At 53.7% G+C, this 13,087-nt stretch carries 13 protein-coding genes and 3 tRNA genes; 10 read left to right on the top strand and 6 right to left on the bottom strand.

Features of this window, described 5'->3' with window-relative positions; all coding sequences use genetic code 11:
- Positions 1 to 3: 3 nt before the first annotated feature.
- Together tsaE and nnr are read right to left on the bottom strand one after the other, a co-directional pair.
- Positions 4 to 474, bottom strand: a complete 471-nt coding sequence (gene tsaE, locus ACMV5H_RS22315; protein WP_115159452.1) for a tRNA (adenosine(37)-N6)-threonylcarbamoyltransferase complex ATPase subunit type 1 TsaE — start codon at positions 472 to 474, stop codon at positions 4 to 6.
- Positions 475 to 484: 10 nt separating this feature from the next.
- Positions 485 to 1,999, bottom strand: a complete 1,515-nt coding sequence (gene nnr, locus ACMV5H_RS22310; protein ID WP_179253465.1) for a bifunctional ADP-dependent NAD(P)H-hydrate dehydratase/NAD(P)H-hydrate epimerase — start codon at positions 1,997 to 1,999, stop codon at positions 485 to 487.
- Between nnr and queG the strand changes: the two genes are divergently transcribed.
- Positions 1,998 to 3,137 carry a tRNA epoxyqueuosine(34) reductase QueG gene (gene queG, locus ACMV5H_RS22305; protein WP_179253467.1) on the top strand — a complete coding sequence of 380 codons (1,140 nt, stop codon included), beginning with the start codon at positions 1,998 to 2,000 and terminating at the stop codon, positions 3,135 to 3,137. The genes nnr and queG overlap by 2 nt on opposite strands.
- Before the next feature lie 288 nt (positions 3,138 to 3,425).
- Here queG and ACMV5H_RS22300 read toward each other — a convergent pair.
- The 4 genes from ACMV5H_RS22300 to ACMV5H_RS22285 all read right to left on the bottom strand — a co-directional run bounded on the left by ACMV5H_RS22300 (position 3,426) and on the right by ACMV5H_RS22285 (position 4,824).
- A tRNA-Gly gene (locus ACMV5H_RS22300) sits at positions 3,426 to 3,501 on the bottom strand.
- A gap of 55 nt (positions 3,502 to 3,556) precedes the next feature.
- Positions 3,557 to 3,632 (bottom strand) — tRNA-Gly (locus ACMV5H_RS22295).
- A gap of 64 nt (positions 3,633 to 3,696) precedes the next feature.
- Positions 3,697 to 3,772 (bottom strand) — tRNA-Gly (locus tag ACMV5H_RS22290).
- 233 nt (positions 3,773 to 4,005) lie between these two features.
- On the bottom strand, positions 4,006 to 4,824 hold the full coding sequence (locus ACMV5H_RS22285; protein WP_115159449.1) for an AraC family transcriptional regulator: 819 nt from the start codon (positions 4,822 to 4,824) through the stop codon (positions 4,006 to 4,008).
- A 102-nt stretch (positions 4,825 to 4,926) separates the two neighbouring features.
- Between ACMV5H_RS22285 and ACMV5H_RS22280 the strand changes: the two genes are divergently transcribed.
- The 9 genes from ACMV5H_RS22280 to ACMV5H_RS22240 all read left to right on the top strand — a co-directional run bounded on the left by ACMV5H_RS22280 (position 4,927) and on the right by ACMV5H_RS22240 (position 13,049).
- Entirely contained in the window at positions 4,927 to 6,093 is a 1,167-nt protein-coding gene (locus tag ACMV5H_RS22280) for an efflux RND transporter periplasmic adaptor subunit (RefSeq protein ID WP_115159448.1), read from the top strand.
- Entirely contained in the window at positions 6,090 to 7,616 is a 1,527-nt protein-coding gene (locus tag ACMV5H_RS22275; protein ID WP_037376537.1) for a DHA2 family efflux MFS transporter permease subunit, read from the top strand. The genes ACMV5H_RS22280 and ACMV5H_RS22275 overlap by 4 nt, the downstream gene beginning before the upstream one ends.
- Positions 7,617 to 7,654: 38 nt before the next feature.
- Positions 7,655 to 8,065 carry a hypothetical protein gene (locus ACMV5H_RS22270; protein WP_021807564.1) on the top strand — a complete coding sequence of 137 codons (411 nt, stop codon included), beginning with the start codon at positions 7,655 to 7,657 and terminating at the stop codon, positions 8,063 to 8,065.
- A 269-nt stretch (positions 8,066 to 8,334) separates the two neighbouring features.
- A complete protein-coding gene (locus ACMV5H_RS22265) occupies positions 8,335 to 9,507 on the top strand; it encodes an acyl-CoA dehydrogenase family protein (RefSeq protein ID WP_414822492.1) in 1,173 nt (390 codons plus the stop codon).
- 39 nt (positions 9,508 to 9,546) lie between these two features.
- The gene (locus tag ACMV5H_RS22260) at positions 9,547 to 9,966 is read left to right on the top strand and encodes an acyl-CoA thioesterase (protein ID WP_414822491.1); all 420 of its coding nucleotides are present in this window, start codon (positions 9,547 to 9,549) and stop codon (positions 9,964 to 9,966) included.
- Positions 9,967 to 10,017: 51 nt separating this feature from the next.
- The gene (locus tag ACMV5H_RS22255) at positions 10,018 to 10,923 is read left to right on the top strand and encodes an HpcH/HpaI aldolase/citrate lyase family protein (protein WP_037376538.1); all 906 of its coding nucleotides are present in this window, start codon (positions 10,018 to 10,020) and stop codon (positions 10,921 to 10,923) included.
- 4 nt (positions 10,924 to 10,927) lie between these two features.
- The gene (locus ACMV5H_RS22250; RefSeq protein ID WP_094982813.1) at positions 10,928 to 11,593 is read left to right on the top strand and encodes a pyridoxal 5'-phosphate synthase; all 666 of its coding nucleotides are present in this window, start codon (positions 10,928 to 10,930) and stop codon (positions 11,591 to 11,593) included.
- Complete coding sequence (gene metC / locus ACMV5H_RS22245; RefSeq protein WP_414822490.1) at positions 11,584 to 12,813, top strand: cystathionine beta-lyase; 1,230 nt, start codon at positions 11,584 to 11,586, stop codon at positions 12,811 to 12,813. The genes ACMV5H_RS22250 and metC overlap by 10 nt, the downstream gene beginning before the upstream one ends.
- Positions 12,807 to 13,049: a hypothetical protein gene (locus ACMV5H_RS22240; RefSeq protein WP_414822489.1), complete on the top strand. Its 243-nt coding sequence runs from the start codon at positions 12,807 to 12,809 to the stop codon at positions 13,047 to 13,049. The genes metC and ACMV5H_RS22240 overlap by 7 nt, the downstream gene beginning before the upstream one ends.
- Positions 13,050 to 13,087 lie beyond the last annotated feature (38 nt).

Below are 13,087 nucleotides of genomic sequence, written 5' to 3'. Positions count from 1 at the left end.
GCGTCATCCTTGTTGCCTCTGGATACTTTCTAATAAGTGTTCGCCATAGGCGGAAACCGCCTGGAGCTTCGCCTGACGCCCTTCGTCTTGGTAACTGAGATGCAGTTCCAGATCGGGCTCGGGCAGCACGCCGGTACCCTGCTGCGGCCACTCCACCAGGCAAATCGAGTCCTGGGCAAAATAGTCGCGGATACCCATAAATTCGAGTTCTTCCGGATCGGCCAAGCGATAAAGATCAAAGTGATAGACCGCCAGCGGTTGCAGCGCATAAGGTTCCACCAGCGTATAGGTTGGGCTTTTCACATTGCCCTGATGGCCTAACGCCTGCAGAAAGCCGCGGCTGAAGGTGGTTTTACCGGCACCCAAATCCCCATAAAGATAAATCACGCTGGCACGATCGCATGCCTGGGCCAAGACGGCCCCCAGTGCGACTGTGGCTGCCTCATCCGGCAGCGGTAAAACGAGTTCTTTCATTCGATAATGTCTATTTTGCCAACTCAGGGTTAACGTAATAAGGGATCACCGCCAGCAGATCGGTGGCCAGTAATCCCCTTGTTCCTTGTTTTGCAGCAACCTGATCTGCCGCTGCGCCGTGCACTACGCAGCCCGCGCAGGCAGCATCATACAGCGGTAGCTTTTGCGCCAGCAAACCGCCAATGATACCCGACAGCACATCTCCCATGCCACCGGATGCCATGCCAGCATTGCCAACGTCGGCGATCGCCACCTGTCCATGCTCATCGGCGATCAAGGTACCTGCGCCTTTCAGCACCACAACGCCGCCGTATTGCGCGACCAACCTGCGGGTTGCAAGTAAGCGATCACTCTCAATATCAGCGGTGCGGCAGCTCAATAATCGCGCGGCTTCACCAGGATGCGGGGTAATAATACGATTCTGACGCTTCTCGGGGTGTAATGCCAGTAAGTTAAGCGCATCAGCGTCCCATAATGTTGGTTTATCACTGGCTTGCAGCTGTTGCAACGCGTTGCGGCCCCAATCGCCCTGGCCAAGCCCCGGGCCAATCACGACCACATCGGCCCAGTCCAGCGCCTGTTGCAGGATATCATTACTCAGGCGTTGCACCATCAACTCAGGCCGGGCGGTCAGCAGCGGCCCAATGTTCTCACTGTGAGTAAGCACTCGCACTAGTCCAGCCCCAGCACGCAGTGCGGCTTCTGCTGCCATGCGGATGGCTCCGCCAAAACCGTGATCGCCCCCCACCAGCAGTAAACGACCATGCTCCCCTTTATGAGAACAAGGGCGGCGAGGCTTCAGCCATCTACCCAAATCGTCAGCCGTAAGACGCTCGATTTGCAGGGACTGTGTTGCCAGCCAATCCGCTAATCCTAGCGTACTGTAATGCAGTTGCCCCACCCAATCACGCGCCTGCCCGGTCAGCAACCCTGGTTTGAGTGCAATAAAAGTCAGCGTAAGGGCCGCACGGATCGAGACTCCCGGCACGGCTCCGCTTTCAGCCAGCAGGCCAGAAGGGATATCCAGAGCAACCACTGGCGCCTCGGCTCGGTTGGCCGTTTCGATCAGGGCATCATAGGGCGCTCTGGGGGCCGCCCCCAATCCGGTGCCTAATAAACCATCAATGATGAGATCGACATCCTCTGGCCAGCGGCTGGTCGCGGGCAGGACTTCTCCGCCACTTGCCAACCAGGCTTGCCGGGCGTTGGCAGCCTCTGGTGGCAATGGACGAACGCCTTCGCAGGCAATCAGCGTCACCTTGATACCCGCCGCACGGGCCAGACGAGCAACCACGTAACCATCGCCACCGTTATTGCCATGCCCACACAGCACCAGCCAATGCCTGCTGGCCGGATACCGGTCGCACGCCAGCTGGTAAGCCGCCGCACCGGCACGCTCCATTAACGAATACAAGGAGAGACCCAGCGTTGCGGCAGCAGCAGGTTCTGCCTGGCGGATCCAGTCTGCAGACCAAACAGAGTGTGGTAAACTGGAACAGTATTGTTTCTCACTATGGCCCGTCATGACACACCCCCTCGATCTCGATCAACTAGCCCAACATATCAAGCAATGGGGGCAATCGCTAGGATTCCAGCAGGTGGGGATCTGCGATACCGATCTCAGCGCGGAAGAACCCCGATTGCAGGCGTGGCTGGATAAGCAATACCACGGCGAGATGGAGTGGATGGCACGTCACGGCATGATGCGCGCGCGGCCACATGAATTATTACCCGGCACACTGCGGGTGATCAGCGTGCGCATGAACTATCTCCCCGCGAAAGCCGCGTTCGCCAGTACGTTAAAAAACCCGCAGCTGGGCTACGTTAGCCGTTATGCGCTGGGGCGTGATTATCACAAGCTACTGCGCCAGCGGCTAAAAAAACTCGGCGATCAAATCCAGGCTTACTGCGGTGAACTGAATTTCCGGCCCTTTGTGGACTCGGCCCCCATCATGGAGCGAGCCTTGGCCTCAAAAGCCGGCATTGGCTGGGTTGGTAAACACTCACTGATCCTCAACCGCGACGCCGGTTCCTGGTTTTTCCTGGGCGAGTTGTTAATCGATCTGCCCCTGCCGGTGGATAAGCCGCAGGAAGAGCAGTGTGGCCGCTGTGTCGCCTGCATTACCACTTGCCCCACCGGTGCGATAGTAGCCCCTTACACCGTCGATGCCCGGCGCTGCATCTCTTACCTGACTATCGAGCTGGAAGGGGCTATTCCAGAAGAATTCCGCTCTCTGATGGGCAATAGAATCTACGGCTGCGACGATTGCCAGCTCATTTGCCCGTGGAACCGCTTCTCGCAGTTGACGGATGAAGACGATTTCAGCCCCCGTGCTGCGCTGCATGCCCCGCAACTGATCGAGCTGTTTGGCTGGAATGAGGAGAAGTTTCTCCGTATCACCGAAGGCTCTGCCATCCGACGTATCGGCCATTTGCGCTGGTTACGCAATATCGCGGTAGCGCTCGGCAACGCCCCTTATCTGGATCAGATCGTTATCAGCTTGCAGACCCGGCAGGGTCAGGATCCGATGCTGGACGAGCATATCAGTTGGGCACTGGCTCAACAGCTTGCACGCCGTGAGGCCCTGGCGGTTGAGGTGCAGACGATGCAGAAAAAACGTTTAATTCGGGCGGTCGAGAAAGGATTACCGAGGGATGCCTAGAAAACCCTCAGACTCTCCCTGTGGATTTGTGCATAAAAATAAAAATGCGTTGTCTTTCAAGCGTCACAAAAAGAGCAAGTGATCGAGATAACGTTTTATAAGAAATAAATATTGATAATTATCAACAAGATATGATTTTCATTTGTGAGGCGTTGCAATTTTGCACAGAAGGTATTATGTACAGAAACTGTGGATAACTCTGTTCACAATCTATTTTCTGAGTAGGTATAACTGAAAGAAAGTCACACCGGAAGCGGCGTAGGATTAAATGTAAACTGGAGATAAATTTGGAGCGGGAAACGAGACTCGAACTCGCGACCCCGACCTTGGCAAGGTCGTGCTCTACCAACTGAGCTATTCCCGCATTGATATGCTTGAAGCATCCGGCCAACAATGAACAACATGGCCTTTGAAATTTTTGGAGCGGGAAACGAGACTCGAACTCGCGACCCCGACCTTGGCAAGGTCGTGCTCTACCAACTGAGCTATTCCCGCGTCGCATGGGTGTTACTTTAACTACTTTTTCTTCATCATGCTACATCAGCAGCATTTTTGAAGTTGGAGCGGGAAACGAGACTCGAACTCGCGACCCCGACCTTGGCAAGGTCGTGCTCTACCAACTGAGCTATTCCCGCCCGGCGTAACGATGGTGAATGAAACGAAATTCTTCATCGGTACGGGGTGCGCATTATACGAGAAATCCTTTTCGCCGCAAGCCCCTGAAAGCAAAAAAACGCGAATTTTGTCTGATTGCTGCTTTAAGCACCGAAATGGTGGATTTTCGTGCCGGGATAGGCAAAAACCTGTTTTGCGGGCGACCAAGGTCAGGATTTGGTCTCTCATCACGGTGAACAACCAATGGTCCGAATCACAGCGACTTGCGCTTGGAGAAATAATGGGCGGGAGAATCGCCGAAACACCGTCTAAACATCGCAATAAAGTTGCTGGGGGTCGCGTACCCCAAGGCATCCGCAATACTGCTCACAGGCATACCATTTGCCAACATTTCCAACGCGTGAGACAACCTTGCCTGTTGACGCCATTGTGCAAAGCTGTTGCCCGTCTCGGCCATAAACAATCGCGATAGGGTGCTGGGGGAAAGCCCTCCCCAAGCCGCCCAGGCTTGCAAGGTCCTGGTGTTATCAGGCTCGGCGAGGATCGCATTGGTGATCCGTAACAAGCGCCGGTCGGTAGGCATTCTCAAATGCAGCGGCTGATGGGGCGAACGCCGGATTTCATCCAACAACACCGCAATCATCCGCTCCTGTTCAACCTGCAAAGTCTCTTCAAACGACCAGGACACCGCACGGCGTACTAGCGCATTCATCAACTCACTGATGCCAATCACGCAGGGTTGGTCGGGCAAGTCTTTGCTCGCATCAGGCGTAATCAGCACCGTCCAGCCGCTCATGACGCCGCTGATGCTGACCTTGTGCGGCTCGTGTGAGGGTATCCAGCCAGCGCGGTTCGGGGGTAACAGCCAGGATCCCTGCTTGGTGCGAACATGCAACAAGCCGTTCTCCACGCAGAACAACTGCCCCCGCAAATGATGGTGCCAATCGTATTCGCGCGTCCCCAGACAAAACTCAAGCCCCGGATCGTCTTCACCCCACATAGCGATGAGTGAAGGGCCATCGGCTCGTTCACTGAGGTCGGAGGGATGGTTGGCAAGCACCGCTACCGTCATGATTGTTTCTCATTGTTTTTAGCCTAAATAACGTTACCCAACTTTTCGTCAATTGTCCATTATTCATACATTCTCCGCTCATTGACCAACCAGAGGCCCCTAATGAATGACGTTAAGACCCCTTCCCCCACCCCTGCCAAAAGTAAACGCCCTTGGCTGCTGTATTTACTGGGGGCAGCCTGTCTGCTTGCCGCTATTCTCTGGGGGGGATGGTATGGCATGTATGGCCGCTGGTATGCCAGCACCGATAACGCCTATGTTCAGGGTGATGTCGTACAGATCACGCCACAGTTTCATGGCACCGTGGTCTCCATCAACGCCGATGATGGTGAATTGGTGTTCGCTGGCGATACGCTGGTTGTGCTCGATCCTGGTGACAGCCAACTGGCACTGGACAATGCCAAGGCCCATCTGGCCAACGTGGTGCGCAAAGTACGTGGTTTGTATAGTGCGGTCAGCGGTGCCAAGGCCGAAATCGCTGTCCGCCAGGCCACGCTGGACAAAGCACGCGCCGATTACCAACGACGCCGCGCACTCACCCTTTCTCATGCCATCTCCAAAGAGGAGTTAGCCCATGCCAACAACGCTTTTCTGGAGGCACAGAGCGCGCTGGACGCTATCGAGCAACAGTACCAGCAAACTCTCTCATTAGTTGATAACACCAGCCTGACTTCGCACCCAGAAGTACTGGCAGCGATAGCGGCATTGCGTGTCGCTTACCTCGATCGCTCACGCACCACCATCGTCTCCCCGGTCACAGGGTATGTCGCCAAACGCAAGGTGCAGTTGGGACAGCGGGTACAGCCAGGCGAAGCGCTGATGGCCGTCGTGCCGCTGGATAAAGTCTGGGTCGAGGCTAATTTCACTGAAGCTCAACTGCGTGATATTCGCATCGATCAGCCAGTAGAGATCTATGCCGATGTCTATGGCAAAACCATACGCTATAACGGCCAAGTTCAGAACCTGGGTATTGGAACCGGTGCCGCATTCGCGCTGCTGCCAGCACAAAATGCAACGGGGAATTGGATCAAGATCGTTCAGCGTGTACCGGTACGGATCTCCCTCACTCAGCCCGAGCAACTCATTAGCCACCCGCTACGCATTGGCTTGTCCATGCAGGTCAATGTGGATCTGCATGACCGTAGCGGTGCGTTATTAGCTCAACGCTCGCCAGAGCCCTTGCTGGCGACAGATGTCTATCTTGATCAACTGAGTCAATCAGACGCCTTGATCGAACAGATCGTTAAGGCCAACGGAGGGGACATATGAGCTCCGCTATCCCTGCCCAGGATTTCCGTCCGCCCAGCGTCAACTGGACCACCTTTGGCCTGGCTCTGGCGGTATTTATGTACGTGCTTGATGGCACTATCGCCAACGTGTCCTTGCCGACCATCGCCGGTAATCTGGGAGCCAGCAGTAGCCAGAGCGCCTGGGTGATCACCAGTTTTGCCGCCAGCAACGCGATTGCCTTGCCACTCACCGGTTTTCTGGTACGTCGTGTTGGCCAACTGCGGCTGTTTCTCTGGTCAATGGGATTGTTCACTGCCGCTTCATTAGCGTGCGGAATGGCCATCAATATGGAAATGTTAATTCTCTGTCGCGTGTTACAAGGAGCGGTGGCCGGGCCACTGATCCCGACGACCCAAGCGCTGATGTTGTCGATTTATCCGCCGGAAAAACGGGGTTATGCGCTGTCGATGATCGCCATGGTCACCGTGGTCGCTCCGGTTGCAGGCCCTTTGCTCGGCGGGTGGATCACCGATTATTACTCCTGGCGCTGGACCTTCCTGATCAATATTCCCGTCGGCATTTTTGCCTGCACGCTGGTTGCCAGCCAAATGCATGGTCGCCCCGAGAGCACCCAGCGTGCCAAGGTGGATCGAGTTGGCCTAGTCGCGTTGATCCTGGGGGTTGGAGCACTCCAGATCTTGCTGGATAAAGGCAACGAAGAGGATTGGTTCAACTCTACCCAGATCGTCGTGCTGGCTATCGTTGCCGTGGTCAGCTTACTGTTTTTTGTGATCTGGGAACTGACCGACTCACAGCCGATCGTCAATTTGCAGCTATTTCGTCATCGCAATTTCCGGGTGGGTACGCTTGCGCTGATCGGTGCCTATTCCGCGTTTTACGCAACCAACGTCATCATGCCACTTTGGCTACAGCGCACCTTGGGCTACACCCCCATCTGGGCGGGGTTGGCTGTCGCTCCCATGGGGATCTTGCCGCTGCTACTGATGCCCTTTATGGGCAAATATGCGCCGCGTTTCAACATGCGCTGGCTGGTGTGCGGGGCTTTCATCCTGCTAGCTACGGCCTCTTACCTGCGCTCAGGCTTTGTCATTGAGATTGATTTCCAGCATATCGCGCTGATCCAACTGTTACAGGGGTTGGGGCTGGCCCTGTTTATCATGCCGATCAACGCCATCCTGCTCTCCGACCTCAAGCCAGACGAGATCGCGGCTGGCTCAGGGCTGGCCACTTTTATGCGTACGCTGGGTGCCAGCCTGGCGGTCTCCATCACCACCCTGATGTGGGATCGCCGTGCGATTTCCCATCACGCCCAATTAGGCGAGTCCCTGACGGCCTACGATCAAGATACTCACCAGGCGGTCGCGACTTTAGGGCAGGGCCAGGCGCAGCTAGGCTATGAACGGCTGAATAGCCTGCTCTCCGAGCAGGCCACACAGATCGCCTTCAATGATATTTCTTATGCGCTGGCTGGCGTATTTCTGTTAGCCATCGTGCTGGTTTGGTTTGCCAAACCGCCTTTTGTGCCTAAAGCCAAAGCATAGTCATCATCCCATTCACCTTAATAGACAGAGGAATCACCATGACACTGAGTTCACAACGCTTTACCGTCTACGACATTCGACAATTCCCTTTGGTGATCATGCGTAACCAGGCCATCGTGCCTGGTTACACCAAACGATGGGAAGAGGAACTCAATAGCCTGATCGCTCAAGCTCTCCCCTTCGTGATCGTTTTCCCCCCCAATCGCCCTAAAGAAGAAAGCAATGACGATCGCAAATGCCGTATGCGCTGGTTCAAAGCGAACAAGGAAAAGTTTGGCAGCATCTGCCGCGCCCTGATTAGCGTCGAACCTGATGCTAAAGAGCGTGAACAACAAATGGCTCATGCCAAAGAAATGATGAAGTTTTTCGGCACCCCGCTGGCAACAGCGGCAACCCTGGAAGAGGCGCTGACATTAGGTGAAAAGTTGATGAGTGCTGATAACCGTTAGCGCATTTTTCGGCGCTGTCGGGTGTCAGTCTCGCTGAATCTCCCAACAGCGTCGAAATAGGGCGACACAGTGATTCGCTAATATGGCCAAAATTCATTATTTTTAGTGCCAAAATCATTATCCGGCTTCCTTTTTATTGTTTAAATATAACCAGTAACGCTAAGCCAGAAAAGCCAAGCCGAAAGATTATCAGTTTTTTCATTGATGAAAAAATACGTTTGTTATGGTGACATCAAAGGATCATAGCGAGAGACATGGAGGGGTTCAAAATGCAATTCGACTGGACGGAAGAGCAAAGAGAAATTCGAGCAAAATATTATGCTGTGGGTACCTCATTAGCCCATCAGGAAAACAACTCCCTCGGTGAATTTAATACCGAAGGATGGCAACGGCTTTTACAGGAAGGGCTTTGGCAGTATATCGTGCCATCGGAATATGGGGGTAATGGGTTAGGATGGTGGCATTTCACCACGGCGCTTGAAGGGGTCGCGTCATCCATCCGGAAACCCGGTTTATTGTTATCGATTATTGCTCAAGCGGGCATGGTACGCGCATTAACGCTGTACGGTAATGACTTGCAGCGTGAACGGTATTTCCCTGCCATCCTACGGGGAGAGTTAAGTGCAACCGCCATAGCCGAACCAGAGACAGGAACCGATACGCGTAACATTAAAACCATGCTCATTGAAGATGAACAAGGTTATCTGCTGACAGGCGAAAAATACAATATTGCTCACGCTCCTATCACTCAATTTACCTTGGTTGTCACTCGCCTGGCCAATACGGAAAATCAGGGTGGTATCGCTTTGGCACTCGTCGATCGCGAAACCACAGGGGTTACCTACCAAACACCAGACAATAAATTAGGGCTGGCAGATTTGCCTACCGGCAGCATACGTTTTGCAAATGTGCGTATCCCCCCTGAACAACTGCTTGGCAAACCGGGCGATGGCCATAAAAACTTAATACAAATCATATCACTAGGCAGAATATATTACGGCTTGGTCGCCGCGCTTATTCCCACCTGCTTTATGAAGGACGCCTTGTCTTACATCCACAGCCGGGCAAGCTTTGGCAGCACCATCGATCGGCACCAGTACGTTCAGCAACGCATCGTCGAAATACAGCTCGGGATCGAGCGCAGCCGCTGGCTGGCTTATGGGGCGTTAAGTCACTTGCTCAATGAGCATACGGAACAGGAATTATTGATGGTCAGTTCCATGGCAAAAATTATGGGTGCCAATGATTTGGTCAATAATGCCACCAGCTTGCTCAAACTGTACGGCAGTATCGGCTATCAGCAAGGGCCAATAGCCGACTTTGTTCGCGATGCGCTCGGTTTTTGCAGCGTGGGAGGAACAGAAGAAATGCATAAAAAGAATATTTTCAATCAGATTAATCGCCTGCCGATTTATAAGCAGCGCATTGACCCAACTCGATAATTTAATTCCCTATTTTCGTCATAACGTTGGAGAATACTTATGGAAAAGCAAGCCTTCATCATTGCGCTGGAAGTCAAATACCGTGACACTGATTCAATGGGGCATGTCAGCAGCCCGGTTTATTACGAATATATTCAGCATGCCTATGTAAAATATATGCACACCCTTTTAGCGATCCCTTACAGCGAAAAGTTACCGCAAATCATGGTGAAAACCTCTTGTGAATATATTGCGCCGGCTATATTAGGCGATAATTTAGAGGTCAGCTGCCGCGTGATCAATTTCGGCAGCAAAAGTTTTGAAATGTATTATGAAATCCATAAAAACCAGCATGGCGACAAGACACTGATTGCGCAAGGTGCCTCTACGCATGTCTGTTTTGATTACCTGATTAATAAATCGGTCCCAGTACCTGATGACATGAAACAACGAGTAATGAATTTCCAGGACTCGTTATAACGGCTCCAATACTCATCGCTTGATACAGCCTTTTAACACAGGGGATCGTTAATGCCATTATCCGCACCCATAACACCGTCAAACCCACGTCGTTCATGGCTATTTTTAGCTGGGGCCGATCGCGATGCCTTGCGACAAGGGGCAGAGAGTGGGGCTGATGTCCTGATACAGGAACTGGAGACTTTTACCCCCCCAGCACTAAGACCACAAGCTAGGCACTTGACCAAAGAGATCCTGCCCATCTGGCACGCCGCGGGTTCACTGACGTCAGTACGCATCAACCCGCTTGATGACGGGGGGCTAGAAGACCTTGATAGTGTGATGTCCGCACGCCCAGACATCATCATGATGTCCTTGGTTTCCACGCCACAACAGGTTGCAGAGTTGGATAAAGCGGTTCATCACTTTGAAATACGCTACGACATTGAGCCTGGTTCGACAGAATTGGTCCCCAATATCGAATCCGCTCGCGGGCTCATCAATACCTGCGCCATTGCACAGGCAAGTTCGCGTATTCGCGCCATTCTGGTCGGCACTGAAGATATGGTGGCCGATATCGGTGCGGAAAGAACCCGGGCCGGCAGCGAATTAAGCTACATACGCCAGCGCTTTTTGGTCGAATGTACGGCAATGGGCATTACACCGATTGATTGCCCCTACAGCTATTCGGATAACGAAGGTGCACAACGCGATATGCGCCAGTCCCGCAGCATGGGGTATCGGGCCAAAGCCATTGTTAATGAGCAATTTGTGGGGCTGGTGAATCAAACGTTAACCCCTTCGGCTCAGGAAATTGCACAGGCCAGGCAGATTATCTCCACGTTCGAAACCGCATGCCAGGCAGCAAATGGCAAGCGCGTTGCCGCCGCCGTGGTGAACGGCTTCCTCACCGAAGTGCCCGACTATCTTGCCGCACAGCGGCTTCTTACATTCGCCGCTCAATTTCACAGGGAGTAATGGCATGCTAATGGATATGAAAACCAAGCTGGCTCAGTTGCAGGTGTTTTCCGGTTATGCCCCCACACCGTTCGATACCGCAGTCGCTCCCGGCACACCCCAGGAACTGTTTGAACAATGGCTGGATCAGGCCATTGCCTTGCAGGTGATGGAACCCCACGTGATGACCTTATCCACCGTCGATCGTGAAAACATGCCCGATGCGCGCGCCGTCGTGCTGCTGGATGTCACCACGCAGGGTTGGCACTTCGCCATCAATATGCGCAGCCCTAAAGGCCAACAGCTCGATCATCACCCCTATGCTGCACTCACCTGTTATTGGCCTGAGTTAGCCCAACAAATCCGTCTGCGTGGCCCTGTCGTCCCCCTGTCTGCGGAAGCCAGCATTGCCGATTTTTCACGCCGCCCAGAACGCTCTCGTGCCGCTATTCTGGCAGCACGGCAAAGTGAAATACTCGAGTCCCCAAGGGACTTGGAGACAGCCATACAGGGACAACTGTATCGGCTTAGCGCCGAACCTGGCCTTATCTCTCCACACTGGGTTCTGTTTGCACTGGCCCCCAGAGAAGTCGAATTTTGGCAAGCCGATAGTAATCGCCACTTTACCCGCCTGCGATATCGTCGTGACGGCGACGATCAACGTTGGGAGCGTAACCTGTTATGGCCATAAATCACTCACACGACGAGGTCCTCTCCTCATCCCTAACCGTAGGCTGTAACACCTTGCTGACTCATACGGGGCGTAAATCCAGTGAGTACCACGGCTTTGTAAACCCACCGGTCTACCACGGTTCTACCGTGTTGAGCCCAACGGTGCAGGATTTACTCAACCGAACCCAGCCGTATATTTACGGGCGGCGTGGCACCCCCACTTCTGAAGCCCTGGAACAAGCCTTGAACCAACTGGAAGGGGGCGCAGGGGTGGTATTATGCCCCTCCGGCCTTACGGCCTGTAATCTGGCGTTACTCACCTGCCTGAAACCCGGTGACCACCTATTAATGACCCGGGGTAGCTATGCACCGGTGCGTCATGCCTGCGATACCCTGCTACGCCGTCTGGAGATCAAGACTTATTACTACCAGCCCACCATAGGCAGCGGCATAGCGGCATTAATCACTCGGCGTACCCGTGCCATCTACATTGAAAGCCCCAACTCCAACACCTTTGAGCTACAAGACGTTGCCGCTATTGCCCGTATTGCGCACCAGCGTGGAATTACCGTCATCATGGATAACAGCTGGGCCACCCCATTCTTTTTCAAACCCCATGAGCACGGCGTCGATCTCTCCATTCAAGCGGGCACCAAATACTTGGCAGGGCATTCCGATGCCATGCTCGGTACCGTATCCGCAACGGCACGGCTCTGGCCAAAACTAAAGCAGTTGCACGGCGATCTGGGGCTATGTGTCGGCCCTGATGATATTTATCTGGCACTGCGTGGCTTAAGAACGCTTGGCGTTCGGCTGCGTGAGCATCAACGTAACGCGCTGGCTATCGCACGCTGGTTAACCGGGCGGGAAGAAGTCCAGGCGGTGCTGTATCCGGTCCTGGAAGACTGCCCAGGCCATCCCATTTGGCAGCGTGACTTTAAAGGTGCATCGGGCCTGTTCTCAATAGTACTGCGTCCTTTCCCGGCACAGGCGATTGCCGCCTTCTTAAACGGGCTCAGGCTGTTTGGCCTTGGCTATTCCTGGGGCGGTTTCGAAAGCCTGGCAATCCCATTTGCACTCGATAAACCAAGCGCAGCGGCACGCTGGGCCGCAGGGAGTTCAGGCATTCGTTTGCATATTGGGCTTGAAGATCCCGAAGATTTGATCGCGGATCTCAACGACGGTTTCACCCGGTTGACCACCGCATCCATTGGCTCACAGAGGGAGTTGCCATGCTAAGCGTTTGGGGGCGTAAAAACTCATTTAATGTGCAGAAAGTGATGTGGTTTATCGGTGAATTAGGCCTGCAATATCACCTTATTCCTTTTGGTGGGCAATTTGGCGATTGTGACACAGAGGAGTTTGCCGTCATTAATCCAACCCGCCAGCCCCATTCCCACTCGAAACGCAACAAAACCCAGGGGGCTTATGCCGCCTGTAAGTGTGTTAAAAATACCTCATTGGGGGAGCGATAGCCCAGAGATTTTCTCCCTCGTGTGTTGAGTATGTGTTC

The organism is Serratia sp. N21D137 (assembly GCF_047530005.1).
In the GTDB taxonomy this organism is placed as follows: Bacteria; Pseudomonadota; Gammaproteobacteria; order Enterobacterales; family Enterobacteriaceae; genus Chania; species Chania fonticola_B.
This window is presented reverse-complemented; position numbering and strand designations above follow the sequence as displayed.